At 69.9% G+C, this 18,513-nt stretch carries 18 protein-coding genes; 9 read left to right on the top strand and 9 right to left on the bottom strand.

The window, feature by feature from the left end:
* The first annotated feature begins 288 nt into the window (after positions 1-288).
* Complete coding sequence (locus VKV26_02145) at positions 289-1,449, top strand: amidohydrolase family protein (GenBank protein HLZ68688.1); 1,161 nt, start codon at positions 289-291, stop codon at positions 1,447-1,449.
* A 91-nt stretch (positions 1,450-1,540) separates the two neighbouring features.
* On the opposite strand, the gene gyrB is transcribed toward VKV26_02145, so the two are convergent.
* Positions 1,541-3,490: a DNA topoisomerase (ATP-hydrolyzing) subunit B gene (gyrB, locus tag VKV26_02140; GenBank protein HLZ68687.1), complete on the bottom strand. Its 1,950-nt coding sequence runs from the start codon at positions 3,488-3,490 to the stop codon at positions 1,541-1,543.
* A 271-nt stretch (positions 3,491-3,761) separates the two neighbouring features.
* Between gyrB and VKV26_02135 the strand changes: the two genes are divergently transcribed.
* Complete coding sequence (locus VKV26_02135) at positions 3,762-4,343, top strand: DUF402 domain-containing protein (protein HLZ68686.1); 582 nt, start codon at positions 3,762-3,764, stop codon at positions 4,341-4,343.
* Between the two features lie 48 nt (positions 4,344-4,391).
* Here the strand turns inward: VKV26_02135 and VKV26_02130 are convergent, their stop codons facing one another.
* The 4 genes from VKV26_02130 to VKV26_02115 all read right to left on the bottom strand — a co-directional run bounded on the left by VKV26_02130 (position 4,392) and on the right by VKV26_02115 (position 8,420).
* A complete protein-coding gene (locus VKV26_02130) occupies positions 4,392-5,636 on the bottom strand; it encodes a crosslink repair DNA glycosylase YcaQ family protein (GenBank protein HLZ68685.1) in 1,245 nt (414 codons plus the stop codon).
* Entirely contained in the window at positions 5,629-6,723 is a 1,095-nt protein-coding gene (locus tag VKV26_02125) for a hypothetical protein (protein ID HLZ68684.1), read from the bottom strand. The genes VKV26_02130 and VKV26_02125 overlap by 8 nt, the downstream gene beginning before the upstream one ends.
* A 93-nt stretch (positions 6,724-6,816) precedes the next feature.
* On the bottom strand, positions 6,817-7,311 hold the full coding sequence (locus tag VKV26_02120) for a maleylpyruvate isomerase N-terminal domain-containing protein (GenBank protein HLZ68683.1): 495 nt from the start codon (positions 7,309-7,311) through the stop codon (positions 6,817-6,819).
* 302 nt (positions 7,312-7,613) lie between these two features.
* The gene (locus VKV26_02115; protein HLZ68682.1) at positions 7,614-8,420 is read right to left on the bottom strand and encodes an acetoacetate decarboxylase family protein; all 807 of its coding nucleotides are present in this window, start codon (positions 8,418-8,420) and stop codon (positions 7,614-7,616) included.
* Between the two features lie 130 nt (positions 8,421-8,550).
* Between VKV26_02115 and VKV26_02110 the strand changes: the two genes are divergently transcribed.
* The 3 genes from VKV26_02110 (at position 8,551) to VKV26_02100 (ending at position 11,431) form a co-directional block, all read left to right on the top strand.
* Positions 8,551-9,138 (top strand): sigma-70 family RNA polymerase sigma factor, encoded by a 588-nt coding sequence (locus VKV26_02110; GenBank protein ID HLZ68681.1) that lies wholly within the window; start codon positions 8,551-8,553, stop codon positions 9,136-9,138.
* The gene (locus VKV26_02105; protein HLZ68680.1) at positions 9,131-9,970 is read left to right on the top strand and encodes a hypothetical protein; all 840 of its coding nucleotides are present in this window, start codon (positions 9,131-9,133) and stop codon (positions 9,968-9,970) included. The genes VKV26_02110 and VKV26_02105 overlap by 8 nt, the downstream gene beginning before the upstream one ends.
* A gap of 78 nt (positions 9,971-10,048) precedes the next feature.
* Positions 10,049-11,431, top strand: a complete 1,383-nt coding sequence (locus tag VKV26_02100; GenBank protein ID HLZ68679.1) for a hypothetical protein — start codon at positions 10,049-10,051, stop codon at positions 11,429-11,431.
* A 127-nt stretch (positions 11,432-11,558) separates the two neighbouring features.
* On the opposite strand, the gene VKV26_02095 is transcribed toward VKV26_02100, so the two are convergent.
* Both VKV26_02095 and VKV26_02090 read right to left on the bottom strand, forming a co-directional pair.
* Entirely contained in the window at positions 11,559-11,765 is a 207-nt protein-coding gene (locus tag VKV26_02095) for a hypothetical protein (GenBank protein HLZ68678.1), read from the bottom strand.
* A 99-nt stretch (positions 11,766-11,864) separates the two neighbouring features.
* Positions 11,865-12,629 (bottom strand): C1 family peptidase, encoded by a 765-nt coding sequence (locus tag VKV26_02090; GenBank protein HLZ68677.1) that lies wholly within the window; start codon positions 12,627-12,629, stop codon positions 11,865-11,867.
* Positions 12,630-12,835: 206 nt separating this feature from the next.
* Here VKV26_02090 and VKV26_02085 point away from each other — a divergent pair, with 206 nt between their 5' ends.
* The 3 genes from VKV26_02085 (at position 12,836) to VKV26_02075 (ending at position 15,597) form a co-directional block, all read left to right on the top strand.
* The gene (locus VKV26_02085; protein HLZ68676.1) at positions 12,836-14,062 is read left to right on the top strand and encodes an amidohydrolase family protein; all 1,227 of its coding nucleotides are present in this window, start codon (positions 12,836-12,838) and stop codon (positions 14,060-14,062) included.
* Positions 14,063-14,067: 5 nt separating this feature from the next.
* Complete coding sequence (locus tag VKV26_02080) at positions 14,068-14,670, top strand: hypothetical protein (GenBank protein HLZ68675.1); 603 nt, start codon at positions 14,068-14,070, stop codon at positions 14,668-14,670.
* A 291-nt stretch (positions 14,671-14,961) separates the two neighbouring features.
* Positions 14,962-15,597, top strand: coding sequence for a dihydrofolate reductase family protein (locus VKV26_02075; GenBank protein HLZ68674.1), 636 nt, complete (start codon positions 14,962-14,964; stop codon positions 15,595-15,597).
* Positions 15,598-15,662: 65 nt separating this feature from the next.
* On the opposite strand, the gene VKV26_02070 is transcribed toward VKV26_02075, so the two are convergent.
* Together VKV26_02070 and VKV26_02065 are read right to left on the bottom strand one after the other, a co-directional pair.
* Positions 15,663-17,255: a hypothetical protein gene (locus tag VKV26_02070; GenBank protein HLZ68673.1), complete on the bottom strand. Its 1,593-nt coding sequence runs from the start codon at positions 17,253-17,255 to the stop codon at positions 15,663-15,665.
* A complete protein-coding gene (locus VKV26_02065) occupies positions 17,252-17,476 on the bottom strand; it encodes a hypothetical protein (protein HLZ68672.1) in 225 nt (74 codons plus the stop codon). Before VKV26_02065 ends, VKV26_02070 begins: the two co-directional genes overlap by 4 nt.
* 365 nt (positions 17,477-17,841) lie before the next feature.
* On the opposite strand from VKV26_02065, the gene VKV26_02060 reads away from it, so the two are divergent.
* On the top strand, positions 17,842-18,468 hold the full coding sequence (locus tag VKV26_02060) for a hypothetical protein (protein HLZ68671.1): 627 nt from the start codon (positions 17,842-17,844) through the stop codon (positions 18,466-18,468).
* Positions 18,469-18,513 lie beyond the last annotated feature (45 nt).

Genomic DNA, 18,513 nt, shown 5'->3' with positions numbered 1-18,513 from the left:
CCTCTCCCTGCCTCGCTCGGGCTCGGCTGGGCCTTTCCTCCAAGGAGAGGGCGCGGGTCGAGCACTCTCGGTAGCTCTCGAACCTACCCTTCCCGCGTCGGGCCAGAGCGCAGCGCAACGGTGCTCGATGGGCGCTGGGCGCCCATGTCAGACAGAGACTTCCCGTGCGGACGGGCCTTCTGGCGCGGCGGGGTTAGGCGTCGCCGCCGTGCGTGGGCAGGGGCGGCGGCGCTGTGATACAACTGGCGCAGAGGCCGCCGCGCAGGGAACGCCTGAAGGAGCAGCGCCATGACCACCACCACCGCACCGGCGGCAAGCGCCGCGGCAACTGGCAAGCGCTACTTCATCGTCTCCGCCGACTGCCACGTGGCCGAGCCGCCGGACCTGTGGGAGACGCGCATCGACGGCGCCTTCCGCTCGCGCCTGCCGCGCATCGAGGTCGACGCCTCCGGGCAGAAGTGGTCGGTGGTCGAGGGCCACCGACCGGTGCGCGTGCGCGACCTTAAGCTCGAGGGCGAGGACCTGGAGCGCTCGAAGGCCGGCAGCCGCGACCCGGAAGAACGGCTGCGCGACCACGCCCGCGACGGCATCGACGCCGAAATCATCTACCCGAACCGCGGCCTGGCGATGTGGGCCTCGCCCGATCCGCAGATGCAGGCCGCCATGTGCCGCGTCTGGAACGACTGGGCGATCGAGCTCTTCCGCGGCTACGAAGATCGCATGGCGCCGGTGGCCGCCGTCGCCCCCGCGGATGTCGACGGCGCCGTGGCCGAGGTCGAGCGCGTGGCGAAGCTGGGCTACCGCGGCGTCTTCCTGCCGGTGCAGCCGCTGGGCACGGCGCCGCCCAGCGAGCGGCGCCCCGGCTACAACCTGCCGCTGTTCGAGCCGCTGTGGGCGGCGATCGAAGAGACGGGGATGCCGATCAGCTTCCACGTCGGCACGGGCAAAGACCCGCGCACGGCCAGCGGCAACGGCGGCGCCGTGATCAACTACGTCGTGCACGCGCTCTCGACCGCAATCGAGCCGGTGGTGCAGCTCTGCGCCTCCGGCGTGCTGGAGCGCCACCCGAATCTGCGCTTCGTCACGGTGGAGGCCGGAATCGGCTGGCTGGCGTGGACGCTGTGGGCAGCGGACGAGGGCTATCACAAGCACCACTGGGCCGTTTCGCCGAAGCTGCCGCTGCTGCCAAGCGAGTACTTCAAGCGACAGGGCTGGGCGACGTTCGGCGACGACCCGATGGGCATCGACACGATGCGCTACTTCGGCGGCGCGGAGAAGATCCTCTGGGGCAACGACTACCCGCACCACGAAGGCACCTGGCCGCACTCCGCCGATGTAATCGAGCGCACGATGGGCCAGCTACCGCTCGCCGACCGCCGCAAGGTCCTCGGCCTTAACGCCGCCCAGCTCTACGGCTTCAGCGTGCCGCCCGAGCTGCAGCCCGCGTAGCGCGCCGCTCAACGCCCACAAACGGAAAGGGCGGCGCCCACTCCGGGGCCGCCCTTCTCTATATTTCCCTAACACCTGATCCTTGGCCGCCTTACACGTCCAGGTTCTTCACCTGCGTGCTGTGCGCCTGGATGAAGCGCTTACGGTGCTGCACGTCGTCGCCCATCAGGTGGGAGAAGATCTCGTCGGCCAGGGCCGCGTCCTGCACGTTGACCTTGAGCATCGTGCGGCGCTCCGGGTCCATCGTCGTCTCCCAGAGCTGCTGCGGGTTCATCTCGCCCAGGCCCTTGTAGCGCTGGATGCCGGGCTGGCGGCCGTCGCGCAGCTTCGCGATGTAGGCGTCCTTCTCCTTGTCGCTGTAGACGTAGACGGCGTTGCGGCCATGCGTGATCTTGTACAGCGGCGGCTGCGCGATGTAGAGATGGCCGGCCTCGATCACCTCTTTCATGTTGCGGAAGAAGAACGTCAGCAATAATGTGCGGATGTGAGCGCCGTCGACGTCCGCGTCCGTCATGATCACGACGCGGTGGTAGCGGAGCTTCTCCAGCTTGACCTCGCTACCGTAGCCGCAGCCCAGCGCCGTGATCAGGGCGCGAATCTCCTCGTGCGCCAGCATCTTGTCGACGCGCGCCCGCTCGACGTTGAGGATCTTACCGCGCAGCGGCAGGATCGCCTGCGTGCGGCGGTCGCGGCCGTTCTTGGCGCTGCCGCCGGCCGAGTCGCCCTCGACGAGGTAGATCTCGCAGAACTCCGGGTTGCGCTCGGAGCAGTCGGCCAGCTTGCCGGGCAGCATCGTGCCTTCGAGCGCGCCCTTGCGGATCACCGTCTCGCGCGCGTGCTGTGCGGCGATGCGCGCCCGCTGCGAGGTGAGGCACTTCTCAACGATGCGCTTGGTCTCCGCCGGGTGCTCTTCGAGGAACTGGATCAGCCCCTCGGTGACAACGGAGCGGGTGATGCCCTCGACCTCGGCGTTGCCCAGCTTGCCCTTGGTCTGCCCCTCGAACTGCGGCTCGGCGAGCTTGACGGAGATCACCGCCACGATGCCCTCGCGCACGTCGTCGCCGGAGAGGGCCGACTCGTTCTCCTTGAGCAGCTTCGCCTTGCGCGCGTGGTCGTTGAGGGCACGGGTGAGCGCCGTGCGAAACCCGGTCAGGTGCGTGCCGCCGTCCACGGTGTTGATCGTGTTGGCGAAGGCAAGGCAGGACTCGCTGAAGCCGGTGTTGTACTGGATCGCGACCTCGACCGCGACGCCCTCGCGCTCTTTGTCGATGTAGATCGGCGTCTTGTTGATCACCTCGCGCTCGGCGTTGATGTGCCGCACGAAGCTCTGGATGCCGCCCTCGAAGTAGAAGTTGACCTCGTTGTCGTCGCGCTCGTCGGCCAGGTGAATCCAGAGGCCCTTGGTCAAATAGGCCATCTCGCGGAAGCGCTGGGCGAGCGTATCGAAGTCGTAGCCGGCGATGCCGTCCGCGGTCTTGAAGATGTCAGGGTCCGCGATCCAGGCGGTGGTCGTGCCGGTGTGCTCGTCCTCGCGCATCTTGCGTACGGGCTTCGCGTCGCCGGTGGGGATGCCTTTGCGGTACTCCTGCCGCCAGACCTTGCCCTCGCGCCGCACCTCGACCCAGAGCTGGGTGGAGAGCGCATTGACGACGGAGGCGCCGACGCCGTGCAGACCGCCGGAGACCTTGTAGCCGCCGCCGCCGAACTTGCCGCCCGCGTGCAGCACGGTCATCACGGTTTCCAGGGCGGAGCGGCCGGTCTTGGCGTGCTTGTCCACGGGAATGCCGCGGCCGTTGTCGGAGACCAGCACCCAGCCGTCGGCCTTGAGCGTGATCTCGATACGGTCGCCGTAGCCGGCCATCGCCTCGTCGGTGCTGTTGTCGACGATCTCGTAGACGAGGTGGTGCAGGCCGCGGTGGTCCGTGCTGCCGATGTACATGCCGGGGCGGCGGCGCACGGCCTCCAACCCCTCCAACACCTGGATGTTGGAGGCATCGTACTTGCCGTTCACCTGTGCCTCGCGGGGGAGTTGGTCTACCATACATTCGCTCTCATGTGCACGCGCGCCCGCGTGTTCGTTCCCGCGCCCGGCGCGGCAGCCGCACAAACCAACGCTCCTCATCGAGACGGTGAGGCGCGTCGCTGCTCACACAGGTGCAACGGGGCGCAGCAGGCAACACCGAAGTGCACGGATCTCGACCGCGCCCCGCCGCCCTCTGCAACACCATTATAGTCGATGCGGGCCGCTGAAGGCCAGCGCGGGGCGCAAATAATAAATGTAGGGCGCGTGCCTGAACGGAGCCCAATCTACCATGCCGGATGAACGGATAGGCGGCCTGCCGGGCGACAGCGAACCCGGGCGCCAGGTGTTGGTGCGCAAGCTCTGCTTCGACGGGCGGCTCAACTGGGCCATCCGTGGACTGCTGGCGGCGCGGTGCAACGGGCGGGCGACGATCGTTCACCCGCTCGGCACGGCGCTCACCGGGGACGGCAGCACCCTCGCTGTGCTGCGGCATCGCCCCGTGGTGCACTATCTCTGGTCCGACCGCTGGTACAGCGTCTTCGACCTCGGCGAGCCGCACGGACTGCGCCACTGGTACGGCAACGTGCAGACGCCCGCGGTTTTCGACGGCGAGCTGATCTCCTACATCGATCTTGACCTCGACGTAGTGCTGGAGCCGGACGCGCCGCCGCGCCTGGTGGACGAAGACGAGTTTCTCGAGGCGTGCGAGCGGCTGCGCTACCCGGCCGCGGTCGTGGAGCAGGCGTGGGAGGCGACGGCCTGCTTGCTGCGCGCGTTCGCCGGCCGCGTGCACGACTTTCTGCGGCGAAAGCACCTCGGCCCGCTCGACGACCCGACGATCGCCGCATTCGCCTCGCGGTCGGGGCAGTAGCACGTCCTCGCTCTCCGGCACGCTCGCGGCGGTGCTGCGGCCTTCCGTTTACAGGTTGCGCTGCAGCTGCGCGGCGAAGCCAGCAGGCTCGCTGCGGCGCACGACGACCTCCGGCGTGGCGTGCCAGGCGGCGCAGTCGCGCAACGCTGAGGCGATCGCGGCCGCGAGCTCGCCGTCCGGCGCAATCTCCGGCTCAAGGTAGAGGTTGAAGACCTCGAACTGGCCCGCTTTGCGTTGCGCCTTCGCGTCCAGCCGGCCGACCACGGCGTCGCCGTGCAGAATGGCGAGCGTGAAGTAGCCGTAGCGACGCTTCGCTGCCGGCACGTAACATTCCAGCAGGTAGTCGAAGGCGAACGCCTCGCGCAGGCGGGCGCGGTGCCAGATCAGCGGGTCGAACGGGGTGAGCAGCGTCGTGCGCTCGGGGCGCAACGCGCCCGCAGCCGCCTGATCGACCAACGGCAGCTCTTCTCGTGCGATGTAGACTGGCTCAGACCAGCCGTCCACGCTGGCCGGCAGCGCCTCGCCGGCCTCGACCAGCTCGCGCAGCGCCGCGGCGACGCCGGCCTTCGGCAGGCGGAAGTAGTCGGGCAGCCAGCTCGCTTTCGCCACGCCCAGCGCCCGCAGCGCCTTCAGCGTGAGGGCGCGGTAGACCTCGGGCAGCGGCGGCGTGGACGCATCGTCCCAGGCGGGCAGGATGCGCTCGCGCAGGTCGTACAGCCGCTGGAAACGTTCGCGCCGCACGATCATCAGCGCCATCGTGGTGTGCAGATAATCGAGCGCACGCGTCTCCGGCTTCCAGTCCCACCAGCCGCCGCGGGCGGCGCCATCGCCCTCGAAATCCAGCGCCCGCGTGGGGCCACGCTCGCGCACGTGGGCGAGCACACGTTCGGACACCTCGCCGTATTGCCGCAGCCAGCCGTCGCTGCCGTGCACGTCGCGCAGGCCCGCGAGCCGCAGCCGGCGAAACAAGGGAAAGTCCTCGATCGGCAGCATGCAGGCGGCGTGCGCCCAGTACTCGAACAGGGCGCCTTCGGCCAGCAGCTCGTCGAGCCAGCCCGGCGCGTACGCGCCGAGCCGGCTCCAGAGCACGAAGTAGGGACTGCGCGCCACGACGTGGATCGTGTCGATTTGCAGCGCACCCATCTGGCGGATGCAGGTGAGCAGGTCGTCCTTTGTCGCCTGCCGCTCGGGTTCGCGCAGCAACCCCTGCGCGGCGAGCATCAACGCCCGTGCCGCGCTCGCGCTCAGCGTCAGCGACGTGGCCGCCACCCCGTCCGTGCGTCGCTTAGCCATCCGTCGCCACCGTGAGTGAGAGCACCGGCGGCAGGAAGTCGGCGAGCAGCGTCCAGGAGTCGCCGCCGTCGCGGCTGGCGAAGATCTGGCCGGTGCTGGTGCCGACGTAGACGCCGGCCGGGTCGTGCTCGTCGGTGACCATGGCGCCGCGGTAGACGCAGAGATAGGCGCTTTCCTGCGGCAGACCGTTGCGCAGCGGCTCCCAGCTGTCGCCGCCGTCGCGCGTGCGCCAGATCGTCATCTTGCCGTCGTGGAAGGCGCGAAACGCGTCGGCCACGAGCGGGGCGCAGTAGAAGGTGTGTGCCTCATGCGGATGCGCCGCGGCGGCGAAACCGAACTCCGAAGGCAGGCCGGCCGTGACCTCCTGCCAGGTGCGGCCGCCGTCGGCGCTGCGGTAGGCGCCGCAGTGGTTCTGCTGGAAGAGGAAGTTCGGGTCGGCGGGCGAGCGTTCGAGGCGGTGCACGCAGTGGCCGGCCTCGACCGTGGCGTCGGGCATGAAGCCGGCGCGCAGGCCGCTGTTGCTCGCCTGCCAGGTGACGCCGCCGTCCTCGCTGCGGAAGACGCCGCCGGCCGAGATCGTGGCAATCAGGCTGTTGGCGTTGGCCGGATCGAGGCTGACGTTGTGAATGATGAGGCCACCGCCGCCGGGCTGCCACATGCCGGCCTGGCGCGTCGGGTGGTCGGTGAGGCCAGGCACGGACTGCCAGCTTTGCCCCCAGTCCTCGGAGCGGAAGAGGGCGGCCGGGTCGGCCCCGGCCCAGACCTCGCCGGGGTGGTCGGCGTGGCCCGGGCGCACGCACCAGGCGGCGGCCACCGTGCGGCCGTCCTCGGCGGGAAACGCCGGCGAGGGGCCTTTCTCGTCCCAGGTCTGGCCGCCGTCGCAGCTGCGTGGGAACATCGGCCCCCAGACGGCGTGGTTGGCGGCGGCGTAGACGCGGCGCGGGTCGCGCGGGTCTTCGATCAGGTGGTTGAGGCTCCAGCCCTTCAGCACCGGCTCCTCGGTGTGCCAGCTGGCGCGGCCGTCGCAAGAGCTGAAGCGGAAGCCGCCCTTCTTCGTGCCGGCGTAGAGTCGGGTTTGACCCGGCATGGTGATGCTCCTTTCGTTCTGTGTCTTCCACGGCGTGGTGGAGGGCCAACAAGCCCCGGCGCCACGCCTACCCCGCTGCAGATCCGTGCGCGTTCAGGCCGTGACGCCCTGGCCGCGCACGGCGGCGCGGACGCTCTGCATGTGGTTCTCGATGTGGCCGCAGGCGGCCAGCTCGACGATTTGGCGCACGCTCAGCCGCGGCCGGCCCGGCGCCAGCTCGCGGGTGCGCTCGAGCTGCTCAGGTGTCAACGCCCGGATGATGCCGGCGAGATAGGCGGTGTTCTCGTGCGAGGCGCGCAGCACCTCGTCCTTAGCGACGGCGAAGTGCTCGCGCGCGTGGCGGGCGTTGATCGTGTGGATGTCCTCGCCGCCCAGCGGGTCGATCTCGCAGAGGCCGGCGGCGCGCCGGATCGCGCCGGCGATGAAGCGATGCCCCTCGGCGACGTGGCAAGCGACGACGGCCACCGGCCAGCCCTCGGCGGCGCAGAGCGCGTCCCAGCGAACATCGGGGATGGCGGCGATCTCGGCCTCCGCCTCGGTTGCGGACTGCTCGAAGCGCCGCGCCAGCGCCTCGGACTCCGGATTCACGGGCCACCTCACGCGCGGGTGCGCACACTTCTTGATACACCATTACAGCAATGCGCGGCGTAGATGTTATGACGAACACAGAACGTTTGTTCCATTCTGTCGCCATTGGGCACAAATCGCAAGTGTCGCCACGCGGGAGTTTGCGGACGTTTTGTGGCAGATCACCCCGGGGCGCCTAACCCTGACGGCTTCGCCGTCAGGGTTAGGCGCCCCGCCTTCCCTTACAGATGGTTTCAAAACCGGCTCGAGTTCCCGCTTGCAGAGATGCGATCGCACGTGAACGCCGGTTTTGAAACCATGTCTTAACCGATCGGCGCGAGCGCCTCCGCGGACGCGGCGACGCACGTCAGGTCGTCCATCTTGGCGAAGGCGTAGGGCAGGAACTGGTCCGCCGGCACGCTGCCGAGGGTGCGGCCGTGGGTGAAGGTGTCGCCCTCGCTCCAGACGGCGCCGAGCACGCGCACGATGGGGATATCGGCCACGGGGTCGTGCGGGCTGGCGGCGAAGCGGATCGTGCCGCTGCCGCGCACGGCGTTACGGATCGTGGATTCGCTGCGCACGCAGACGAGCAGCGGGTCGTGGTCGAGACCGCTGCCGTCGGCGGCGATCGTGTACTTGAAGTAGAAGTTGTTCACCTCGGAATCGCCGTCGGGCACCGGCTCGCTCAGCTCGGCGTCGAGCTCGATATAGGCGACGCCATGGCGCGTGACCGTGGCGCGGGCGCGGTTGCCTTCGCGTTCGAGCGTGACAGCGGCGAGCTTCTTCGGCTCGGCGTACAGCTCGCGGCCGTAGATCACGGCGGTGTCGGTGCTCATCGGCATGGTGATGCAGTACTGCCCTTCGATTCCACCACCTTCGCCGTAGCGGCAGCGCACGGTGATCGCGCCGCCGTCGAACGGCCCGACGCAGTTGGAGGCGCGGAACGAGCTGATGCCCACCGAAGCCAGCGGCCGCTCCGCCGGCACGAGCGGCGGCGGCAGCACGGCGCGCACGAACGCGGGGTCCGTCTCGAACTGGATCGCGAGGCCGCGGCGGCCCAGAAAGGCCGGCTCGGCGTGCAGGCGCAGCAGCGCGCGGATCTCCTCGGCCGATTTCACATAGCGCGTCATGACGTCCCCTCCTGCGGCGTTCAACGCGGCGCCCTTCGTTCGCCCACAGTATGGCATGGCGGCGGTTGTCGTCGCTGCCGCCGGTTGGGCGCTTGCCGGGAACCGCGCGGGCGCCGGCGTTGTATGACAGATGCATGCACCCCGGCGGAGGCCGACTCTGGAGGAGAGCGAGCTCGTCGAGCGGGCGCGCGGCGGCGAAGCGGCGGCCTACGAGATGCTGGTGCGACGCTACCAGGCGCTCGCCTTCCGCGTCGCCTTCGTACTGCTGGGCGACGCGGCCGAGGCCGAAGACGCCGCGCAGGAGGCGTTTCTGAAGGCGTGGCAGGCGTTGCCGCGCTTCCGTGCGGGCGCGCCCCTGCGGCCCTGGCTGCTGCGCATCGTCGCCAACGAAGCGCGCAACCGGCGCAGCGCGGCCTCGCGGCGCGGCCGCCTGGCGCTGCGCGCGGCCGAGCTGCCGGCAGCCGGCGAGGATCCGCCATCGTCCGAGGATGCGGCGCTGGCCGCCGAGCGCCGCGCCGCGCTGCTGGAGGCGCTCAACGGCCTGCGCCCCGAGGAACGGCTGGTGATCGCCCATCGCTACCTGTTCGAGCTGTCGGAGGCCGAGATGGCCGAAGCGCTGGGCTGTCCGCGTGGCACGGTCAAGTCGCGGCTCTCGCGGGCGCTGGCCCGGCTGCGGGCGCGGCTTGGCGGGGCGGGCGAGGAGGCGGTCGATGACTGAGCGCCGCCGCCCGCTTAGCGACGTCGAGCTGGCGCGCGCCCTGCGCGAGCTGGCCGGCGCCCTCGCCTTCCCGCCGGAGCCGGAGCTTGCCGCGCGGGTGCGCGCCTCGCTGCCACAGCGGCGGCAGGCGCGCCGGCCGCGGCCGTTCTGGGCGCCGCGGCCGGCGGCGGGCTGGCTTGCGGGAGCCGCGCTGCTGTTCGTGGCGCTGCTGGCCGGGCTGGCGTTGCTGCTCTCGCCCTCCGCTCGCAACGCCGTGGCCGACCGCCTCGGTCTGCGCGGCGTGCACATCACGCTGGCGCCGAGCCTGACGCCGCACCCGCGGCCGAGCGCCACGCCGGCCGGCTCGCCGGCGGCGACGGCGCTGCAACTGGGCGAACCCGTGTCGCTGGCGGAAGCGGAGGCGGCCGCCGGCTTCCGTGTGTTCGTGCCCGCCGCGCTGGGAGCGCCGAACGCGGTCTACCTCGATCGCAGCGTGCCGGGCGGCGCGGTAACGTTGCTCTACGCGCCGCGGCCGGGGCTGCCGCCCGCGGCAACGACGGGTGTGGGCCTGCTGCTCAGCGAGTTTCGCGGCGGCATCGAGCCCGATTTCCTCGGCAAGGGCGTGAGCCCGGGCACCACGCTCACGCCGCTGACCGTGGGCGGCGAAGCGGGCTGGTGGCTGGAAGGAGCGCCGCACGTCGTTTTCTACCACGCGCCGGACGGCCAGGTGCGGCAGGACCGCATCCGCCTGGCGGGCAACACGCTGCTGTGGGAGCACGGCGCGCTGACGCTGCGGCTGGAGGCAAACCTTGCGCGGGACGCGGCCCTGCGCATCGCGGAGTCGGCCCGTTGAGGCCGCGGCGGGAACCGATCGGCGGCGCGGGATGTAAGACGTGCAGACCCGAGCTGCGGATCGATCAAGGAGCCGGATATGCGTACGTCTCGCTTGCTTCATGCCCTCCTGCTCGCCGGCGGTGTCGCGTGCCTCGCCTGCGGCGCGGGCGCGGCGTCCCGCCAGCAGTCGCCATCCTCGCCGGCCGCGGCGCGGGGGAGCAGCGCCGGGCAGCCGCCGCCCAACGGCGAGCGCGTCTTCGTGCGCGTGGCCGGCGCATCGGCGGAGCAGATCGCCGTGATCGACGCCGCCGGCGGCGCGATCGAACGACTGCTGCCGGACGGCGTGCCGGCGCCGGACTGGTCCGCGCTCTATACGGTCGCGCCGCGCGGCGGCGCCAGCACGCAGACCATCGTGCAAGCGATCGATCCGGCCAGCGGCGCCGTGCTGCGCCAGCAGGCGCTCGACGGCGACTACGCGCTGGCCGCAACCGACCTGGACGGCACGCCGGGCGGCCTTTCGCCCAGCGGCCGCTGGCTGGCGCTGACCGCAACCTCACACGGCGACTATGCCGCACGGAGCAGCGAGCTTGCCGTGGTTGACACCAGCTTCATGACGCCGCCGAAACTGGTGGCGCTGGACGGCAGCTTCGAGTTCGACGCGCTCAGCGACGACGGCGCCTCGCTGTTCCTCACCGAGCGCACACGGCCCGACGTCAACGGCTCGCTCGACTACCGCGTGCGCCGCTTCGACCTGAACGCCGGCGCGCTCGATCCGACGATCGTGGTGGAGAAGGGCGGCCCTGAGCAGATGCGCGGCCTGCGCCTCACCGCCGTGGCCGCGCCGAACGGGGACCGGCTCTACAGCCTCTACACCAACGGGCCGGACGGCGCCTTCGTGCACGCGCTCACGCTCTCCGGACGCTTCGCCGTCTGCATCGACCTGCCGAACCCGCCGGGGCGCGGTGCCGCGGCGGGCTCGCCTGCGCAGGAGGATCTGCTGCTGGCCTGGTCGCTGGCCTTGAGTCCGGGCGGCAGCCTGCTCTACGCGGTGAACAGCGCCAGCGGCCAGGTTGTCACGATCGACCTGAACAGCAACACGGTGCGTCGCTCCGTGATGCTCGGCGCGCAGCCGCCTCGGTTACGCGGGCCGCTTGAGGCGCTGCTGCAGTGGCTCGCACCGGCTCCCGCCGCGGCCAAGCAGCTCATGCACGGCGGCGCCGCACTCTCGGCGGATGGCGGCACACTCTTCGTCGCGACCGGCAACGGCGTACTGGCGATCGATACGGGCACGTTGCAGCCGCGCGGGCGGATACTCGGCGGCCAGGCGATCGTCGGCCTGCGCCTCAGCCCCGACGGCGCTCGCCTCTACGCGCTGCCGGCGGATGGAAACGACCTGCTGGTGTTCGCTGCCAGCAGCGGCGGTCTGCTCGCCCGGCTGCAGACCGGCGGGCGGCCGGAGCGGATCTGGCAGGCGCGCTAAGCCATGGTTTCAAAACCGGCTCCATCGTCGTGTGCTGCGCGTGCATGACCACCAGAACGCTGGTTTTGAAACCATCTGTAAGCGCGCGAGCGACCGAAAGCCGTGCGCGCCTCAAGCGGTCGCCGGCTCAACGCAGCGGGCGCACGTGCTCGGGCGCGGCCTCCTTCACCGCCGCGCGGCCGCCGATCTCGATGTCCAGGCGCACGCGGTAGTAGCCGTTCTCCAGGCGCTCGTCCACCGTGCCGGGCTGCCAGTCCGGCGCGGCGTGCTCGCCGGGCAGGATGCCGGCGGCGACGTCCACCAGCACACGCTCGCCGGGCTGAAACTCGGCCATCGTCCCGCCTCCCCTGCCGGTGCGCTGCCCCGGCTCCGACGCATGCAGTGTAGGGGCGGACCGCCGCGCTGTTGATACTCCCGGCCGGCAATGCGGTGGTCAGGCCACGAGGCGCACCGTCCAGAAGTCGCTGGCGAGGGTCGCCTGCACGAGGTAGGCGTAGGGCATGGTGCAGTAGCCCTGCATACCCCAGCCCGTGCCCCAGGAGTTGCGTACGATGAAGCGTTGACTGGCGTCATCGTAGCCTACCGCGACGACGGCGTGCCCACCGATCACGGTCTCCGTCGGCGCCGGCAGCGGCACCACGCCCGTCTGCGCCACCTGCTGGCTCTCGAAGCTGTCGTAAACGGTGAAGCCGAAGATCACCGGGAAGCCGGAGGCGATGCAGCCCTTGATCTGCATCAGGTCCTGCAGCACGCGCTGATACTGGATGGCCCGGTTCTGCAGCGCGTCGCGGTAGCACTTCGCGGACGGCTTTTTCGCAAACTGCGCCGGATCGTACGGCCACTCGCTCTCGGGGCATACGCCCTGTTTAGCGATGCTCTTGACGCCGTCGCGGATGCGGGCGCCCGCGTCGGTGCCCGTGGTGCCCTCTATCGCCCGCTCGTTGTAGTAGACGAAGAGGCGCGAGGGGGTGAAGCTGGCCGCCAGTTGCTGTTTGAGCTCGTCGAACTGAAAGGCGCCGGCGATGGCGTTGGCCGTGCAACTGCCGAGCTGCCCCTGGTCGTAGACGGGCGGACACTGGGGGCGCAGGTCGGCGCTGCTCGGCAGCGTGATCAGGACGGCCGGTGGCGCGGCGTAGAGATAGTCGCGGTAGTCTGGCTCGTCGGGAATCCAACCGTAGCGGGCGGTCTTGCGAGGCATAGTGACACGTTCCTCTCACATTACCTGCCGGCCCGCCGATCGGCCGGAGGGCCGGTCTCATCCACGACGCCGGACACAGCGATTGTGCGGCGCTCTACCGTATGAAACGATCAACTGCTGCATTCTGAAGGATAGACCGTGTCCTTATTATACCCCACGATTCGTGAGAGCGGCCGGCGCCGACGCGCGGGTGCTATGCTGCCGGCATGCACCTCTTCCTCAATGCCCTGCTGCTCGACGGGCTCGGCGGCTACCAGCAGCGCGGCGCCCTGCTGGTGGAGGACGGCCGCATCGCCGAAGTCGGCCCGCGGCTGGCCGAGCGGCGGCGCGACGGCCTGACCGTGATCGACCTGCAGGGCCGCACGCTGATGCCCGGCATGATCGACACGCACTGCCATCCCGGCGGCGGCGACTACGACCCCACACACGAGAACGAGCCACCCGGCATGCAGGCGCTGCGCACGGTGGAGGCGGCGCAACGCACGCTGCGCGCCGGCTTCACCACGATCCGCAGCGCCGGCACGAAGTACGGCGTGGACGTGGATGTGCGTGACGCGATCCGCGAGGGGCTGGTCTGGGGGCCGCGCATCATCGCCAGCGGGCCGGGCATCACCTGCACCGCCGGCCACGGCCACTTCTGGGCCAGCGAAGTCGACGGGCCGGACGCGATCCGCGCCGAGGTGCGGCGGCAGATCCTGCGTCTGGGCGTGGACAGCATCAAGATCCTTGCCATCTCCGGCGGCATCGCCACGGCGAACCAGGAGATCGACACCGAGCACTACACCGTGGAGGAGATCGCCGCCGCGGTCGACCAGTCGCACAAGCTGGGCAAGCTGAACCAGACGCACGCGATCAGCCTCAAGGGCATCCGCAACGCCGTCGAGGCCGGCGTGAACTCGATCGACCACGGCATCTACCTGGATGAGGAGGTCTGCCGGCGCATGGCCGAACGCGGCATCTATCTCGTGCCCACGTTCGGGCCGTTCGTCTACTACGAGTTCAAGCGCATTGCCGAGCCCTGGCGCTGGCAGCGGGCGCTGGGTGTGCACGAGCAGCACGTGCGCAGCTTGCAGACGGCGCTGGCCTGCGGCGTGCCGATCGCGCTGGGCAGCGACAACGGCGCGCCCAGCCGCTTCAAGGCCGGCGATAACGCCGAGGAGTACCAGTTCATGGCCGAGGCGGGCATGAAGCCGGAGCAGGCGATCGCGGCCGGCGCGATCGGGGCGGCGCGGCTGCTGCGGCTGGACGCCGAGATCGGCTCGCTGGAGCCGGGCAAGCAGGCCGACCTCGTCGTGATCGACGGCAACCCGCTGCAAGCGATCACCGCGCTGAAAGAGCGCGTCGTCTTCGTGATGCGCGGCGGCACGGTCTACCGCGACGACCTGGCGCTGGCCGACATCAGCGGGAGAGTCGCCGCGTCTGGATTTGCCTGAGCCGCGTGCGGCTGGTCGCCGCGGGCAGTGATGGGGTGCACGGGCACGCCATGCTCTACCTCCTGGGGGGTGCGTCTCGTGCCGGGAAGTCAAAGCTCGCTCGGCGCCTGCTGGTCGCGCGGCAGGTTCCGTACCTGCCGATCGACATCCTGATGATGGGGATCGCCAACGGCCTGCCGGTAGCCGGCATAGACCCCGACGCCGCCGAAGTGGTGATCGGCGAGCGGCTTTGGCCGGTTGTGAGGGCCATGGCGGTCAACGTGCTGGAAGAGTCGTATGACTTTCTGTTCGAGGGCGCGGCCCTCCAGCCCAGGCACGCGGCGGAGCTGCATCAGGCCTGGGGCGAGGCCGTACGCATCTGCTTCATCGGTTACACGAGCGCGGATCCCGTGCGCAAGCGGCGCGAGATCCGCGGCTTCGGCGGTGAAGCGAACGACTGGGTCAGGCAGCACACGGACGCGCAGCTTGACGGCCTGATCACGGAGATGCTTGCGTACAGCCGCTTTCTGAAAGAGGAATGTCGGCAGTACTCGCTGCCCTATGTCGACGGCTCCGCGGACTTCCTGGACGCACTCGATCGCGCCTTCGCGATCCTCACTGCCCCGTAGCGGTGTGCTGCAGGCCGGTGTCCGTTTCCGGGCCGGATAGCGCAGAGCCGATCAGATGCCGCCGTGCCGGCGTCCACAAGCTACTGGCGGCGGCAGGCGCAGGAGATCTGCGGGGCTGTAGACGTCTCTACCGAGGCCGCAGAATGCCCTCTATTCGTTTCGTTGTCGTGAGTCGGCATCATGCATAAGGTGGCCAGGTGCCGGCGTCCGGCGCCCGGCACCGCCTGGCCGATACCGGGAACGTGGGGCAGCCGCCATCGCGGGCTGCCGCGATTATTCTCATGCTCCCTCATGCTCCAGGAGTTCCGCATCGTGGGCAAAGTCATCGTCAGTAACATGGTTTCGCTGGATGGATTCTACGAAGGGGAGAACAGGAGTCTCGGCGCGCTGTTTCGCTACACGCACCCGGACTACCGCGGCGACGACCGGTTTGACCACTACAACGCCGAGCGCCTGCGCAGCGCGGGCGCCTGGCTGATCGGCAGCGGCTCCTTCTTCCTGAGCTGTAAGGAGTACTGGACGGGAATCCTTGACGGCGCGCCGGCCACCGCGATCAGGCAAGAGATCGCGCGCTTGATGCGTGATATCGAGAAGGTCGTGATCTCGGATCAGCTCGGCGCTGATGAGCTGGCGCCGTGGCACAACACGCGCATCGCGAGTAGAGCGGACGCGCACCAGGAGGTGCGGGCGCTCAGGCAGCAGGACGGCGGAGAGATCCTCATCCTCGGCGGGCGCACGCTGTGGAACGACCTGCTCGTGCACGACCTCGTCGACGAGCTGCACCTGACCTATTCCCCGGTGATCGCCGGTGCAGGCACGCCGCTGGTCATGGGTCAGCCAGGCGTATCGCTGAAGCTGATCGAATCGCGAACCTGGGAAAGCTCCGGCAACCTGCTCGCCTGCTACGCCGTCGGCCGCCACTTTTGATACGGACGCGGGCCACGCTGGGTCCAACCGATGCATCGGCTGCACGGGTCGTGCCGGCAAGCGGACTACGCAACGCTGCCATCAGCGCGCCGCGCCAGCCGCAGCAGACCGCGGCCGGCACCCAGCAGCGCCAGCCCCGCGCAAACCGAAAGCAGCGGTGCGCGGCCGTGGCGTGGTGCGCCGCCGCTGCCAAGCGGCGCGAGCCGTGTTGCCCGCACAGCCGGGTTGGGCTGAACCGCGAAGTAATCAGAGGCGAGGAAGACCGGCTGCTGACCCGCCACGGGTCCGGTTGGCGGCGGGCCGAGACCGCTCGCGAGCCGCCGCGGCGGGCCGCCGGCAACCGGCGCGGCCCACAGCTCCAGCGTGCCGTCGGAGGGTCGCGACCGGGTGAAGACGACCCAGCGGCCATCCGGTGTCCAGGCCGGTACATCATCGCCCCAGCCGTCCGCGCCGGGGTCGAGCTGGCGCAGGCCGCCGTCTGGCGTCGCCAGCCAGATGCGGCGTGCGGCGGAGGGAGCGACAGGGCCACCGGCGGCACTGCCGGGGTCGTGCGCCCGTACGAAGGCGATCAGCCGGCCGTTAGGCGACACGGCGGCCACGGTATCGGCCGCCGTACGGTCGTTGGTGAGTTGCCGCTGGGCGCCGGTTGCCGTTTCGGTCAGGTAGAGATGCTTGTCGGTGTAGGCGAAACGCCCGAGCGGTCCCGACAGGACGACGAAGGAATCGTCGGGCGCCCACGCCACAGTGCCACGAGCCAGCCCGCTGCCGAGGGCGATCGGCGCGCCGCCATCCACCGGCACGGCGTAGAACGGCAGCCCATCGGCGCGGCAGGAGCTGCACGGCATCGCCGGACCAACGCCGACCGTGAGGAAGCGGCCATCGGGCGAGAACCAGGCGACATCTGGCACGCCGAGCTGGCCGCAGCAGTCGTTCGGCATTTGCAGTTGCGTTCGTTTGCCGGCGAGCGGATCGCCAACGGTCAGCCAGAGGGTGGTGTCGGCGGTGTAGTTGAAATCCTTCGGCAGCGGCGTCGACGGCAGCGCGTTGAAGCGTGCCAGCGCCAGCTCGCGGCTGTCGGGCGACCAGGCGATCGGCTCCCAGTGCACGCCAACCTTGCCTGTCACACTCGGTTCGAACGTGGGCGAGATCGGCCCGCGCAGGCGATGCTCGGTGATCCAGGCGATGGCCGGCGCCCAGTGGGGGTTCGGGGCGCTGCGGTCGTAGTCGGGGTAGGCCCACGAGTCGCCGTCGGGCGAGACAACGCCCCAGAACGCGGGAAAGCCGGCCTGTTCGGCGCCGCCGGCCGCGGTCCAGCGCCAGACCGCTGCGGGGTCGGGCGGACGGCTCTTCACGAAGGTGAGCACAGAGCCGCTCGGATCCCACGCCGGGTCGAGGTTATCGCCGTCTGTCGTGAGCCGGATCTGACGGCCCGTCGCTGTATCGAGCAGAAAGAGGTCGCCGGCGCGGATAACGGCGATGGTTGCCGCCGGCACCTCCTGTCGGGTCGCGGCCTGCACCGGCATCTGCGAGAGACTGAGCGCGGCGAGCAGCAGAAGCAGCGGAACGGGCGAGGCGTGCCGACGCACGCCTGAGATCACGTTCCGGGGGTTGGTCAGGAACAGCAGCGCGCCGTCGGACAGGCCCAGGGTGCGGCTCATTGCAGGCGGCGCACGGCGGCGAGGCAGTCGGCCACGCTGCCGCCGTCCTTCTCGGCGATGTCCTGCAGGGCCGCGATCGCCTCTTGCAGCGCCTGCCAGCGCGCCTCGGCACGCACGGCGGCGCCGTAGGCGGTGACCTGGGCGTCGACGCTCTGCCAGTTGCCGGATCGCAGCGCATCGGTCACGCGCTGCTTCGCCTGGTCGACGCCGAAGTCGGGCATCTGCGCCCCCTGGGTGCTGGTGCTTTGATCACGCCATTCGCACCGCCAGCACCGGTTGTATCGATTGTACGCAACAAGCCGTGGCGGCGGTGACGCCCGGACGGATGTCACCAGGGCCCTACGCTGCCCCGGGCGGCCGCTGCACAGCGCGCACGCACGCACCCTGTCCGCCGCCGCGCAGCGCGATGGGCCGAAGGAAGCAGCGCGGCGGTGAGCCAAGGCCGCCTGCGCTCCGTACTAGGGGTGACCGGTTCAGTTCTCGCGGCCGCCAATCCCGTGTGTGCAATCGGCGGCGACTGCACACGATTCAGCCTGCCCATCGCTGCTGCTCTCCTAATTCAGCATATCGCATAAGGAGTCGATCGATGTTTCCCAGCCGGATACGCATGCTCAGCGTCGCGATCCTGATCGGCGTGGCGGTGCTGGTTGCCGCCTGCTCGAGCAAGAACAATGCCAACACGGCGGCCAAGCCGACGGCGACGATCAGCACCCTGTCGGGTGTCAGCACCGTGGTCGATCTCAACCCGGACACGGCCAAAGTGCTTGCGGACAACCACGTGATGGTGGCGCCCGTCGGTCCGGCAACGGCCGCGCCGAGCGGCGGCACCACCGCCGTTAGCTTCCCGATCACCGGCGGCCACGTCTCGATCTACCCGCAGAACGACCTACCCTTCATCCGCGGCAGCGTCAGCCACTCCGGTGGCTTGACCTTCTCGGCCGGCGATAAGACGCTCACCGCGACGAATTTCGTCGTCGATCCCGGTGCCTCCACCTTGACGGCAACGGTCGGCGGCCAGCAGGTGCAACTGCTCGATCTCGACGGTCATGACGTGAAGGTGACCAAAGACGCCCAGGGCATGGTGCACCTGGACGGCACAGTGGCTGAGCTTTCGAGCGCCGCCGCCAGCGCCCTCAACCAGACGTTCGGCGTCAGCATCTTCAAGCAGGGCATTCCGATCGGCGTGGTGCATATCACCGCGACCGGAACGTAAGACCCAGCAACGTTGCTCGCGGCGGCGAGGCAGGCAGACAAGCCT

The organism is Dehalococcoidia bacterium (assembly GCA_035310145.1).
Lineage (GTDB): Bacteria > Chloroflexota > Dehalococcoidia > CAUJGQ01 > CAUJGQ01 > CALFMN01.
This window is presented reverse-complemented; position numbering and strand designations above follow the sequence as displayed.

What these genes read in the sequence shown, in the direction of transcription:
- VKV26_02125 (HLZ68684.1), bottom strand. Translation starts at nt 6,723, where the DNA reads ATGCCGGGTCAAACCCGACTCTACGCCGGCACGAAGAAGGGCGGCTTC.
- VKV26_02110 (HLZ68681.1), top strand. Translation starts at nt 8,551, where the DNA reads ATGCATGCACCCCGGCGGAGGCCGACTCTGGAGGAGAGCGAGCTCGTC.
- VKV26_02135 (HLZ68686.1), top strand. Translation starts at nt 3,762, where the DNA reads ATGCCGGATGAACGGATAGGCGGCCTGCCGGGCGACAGCGAACCCGGG.
- VKV26_02095 (HLZ68678.1), bottom strand. Translation starts at nt 11,765, where the DNA reads ATGGCCGAGTTTCAGCCCGGCGAGCGTGTGCTGGTGGACGTCGCCGCC.
- VKV26_02090 (HLZ68677.1), bottom strand. Translation starts at nt 12,629, where the DNA reads ATGCCTCGCAAGACCGCCCGCTACGGTTGGATTCCCGACGAGCCAGAC.
- VKV26_02060 (HLZ68671.1), top strand. Translation starts at nt 17,842, where the DNA reads ATGTTTCCCAGCCGGATACGCATGCTCAGCGTCGCGATCCTGATCGGC.
- VKV26_02145 (HLZ68688.1), top strand. Translation starts at nt 289, where the DNA reads ATGACCACCACCACCGCACCGGCGGCAAGCGCCGCGGCAACTGGCAAG.
- VKV26_02075 (HLZ68674.1), top strand. Translation starts at nt 14,962, where the DNA reads ATGCTCCAGGAGTTCCGCATCGTGGGCAAAGTCATCGTCAGTAACATG.
- VKV26_02100 (HLZ68679.1), top strand. Translation starts at nt 10,049, where the DNA reads ATGCGTACGTCTCGCTTGCTTCATGCCCTCCTGCTCGCCGGCGGTGTC.
- VKV26_02115 (HLZ68682.1), bottom strand. Translation starts at nt 8,420, where the DNA reads ATGACGCGCTATGTGAAATCGGCCGAGGAGATCCGCGCGCTGCTGCGC.
- gyrB (HLZ68687.1), bottom strand. Translation starts at nt 3,490, where the DNA reads ATGGTAGACCAACTCCCCCGCGAGGCACAGGTGAACGGCAAGTACGAT.
- VKV26_02070 (HLZ68673.1), bottom strand. Translation starts at nt 17,255, where the DNA reads ATGAGCCGCACCCTGGGCCTGTCCGACGGCGCGCTGCTGTTCCTGACC.
- VKV26_02065 (HLZ68672.1), bottom strand. Translation starts at nt 17,476, where the DNA reads ATGCCCGACTTCGGCGTCGACCAGGCGAAGCAGCGCGTGACCGATGCG.
- VKV26_02105 (HLZ68680.1), top strand. Translation starts at nt 9,131, where the DNA reads ATGACTGAGCGCCGCCGCCCGCTTAGCGACGTCGAGCTGGCGCGCGCC.
- VKV26_02130 (HLZ68685.1), bottom strand. Translation starts at nt 5,636, where the DNA reads ATGGCTAAGCGACGCACGGACGGGGTGGCGGCCACGTCGCTGACGCTG.
- VKV26_02085 (HLZ68676.1), top strand. Translation starts at nt 12,836, where the DNA reads ATGCACCTCTTCCTCAATGCCCTGCTGCTCGACGGGCTCGGCGGCTAC.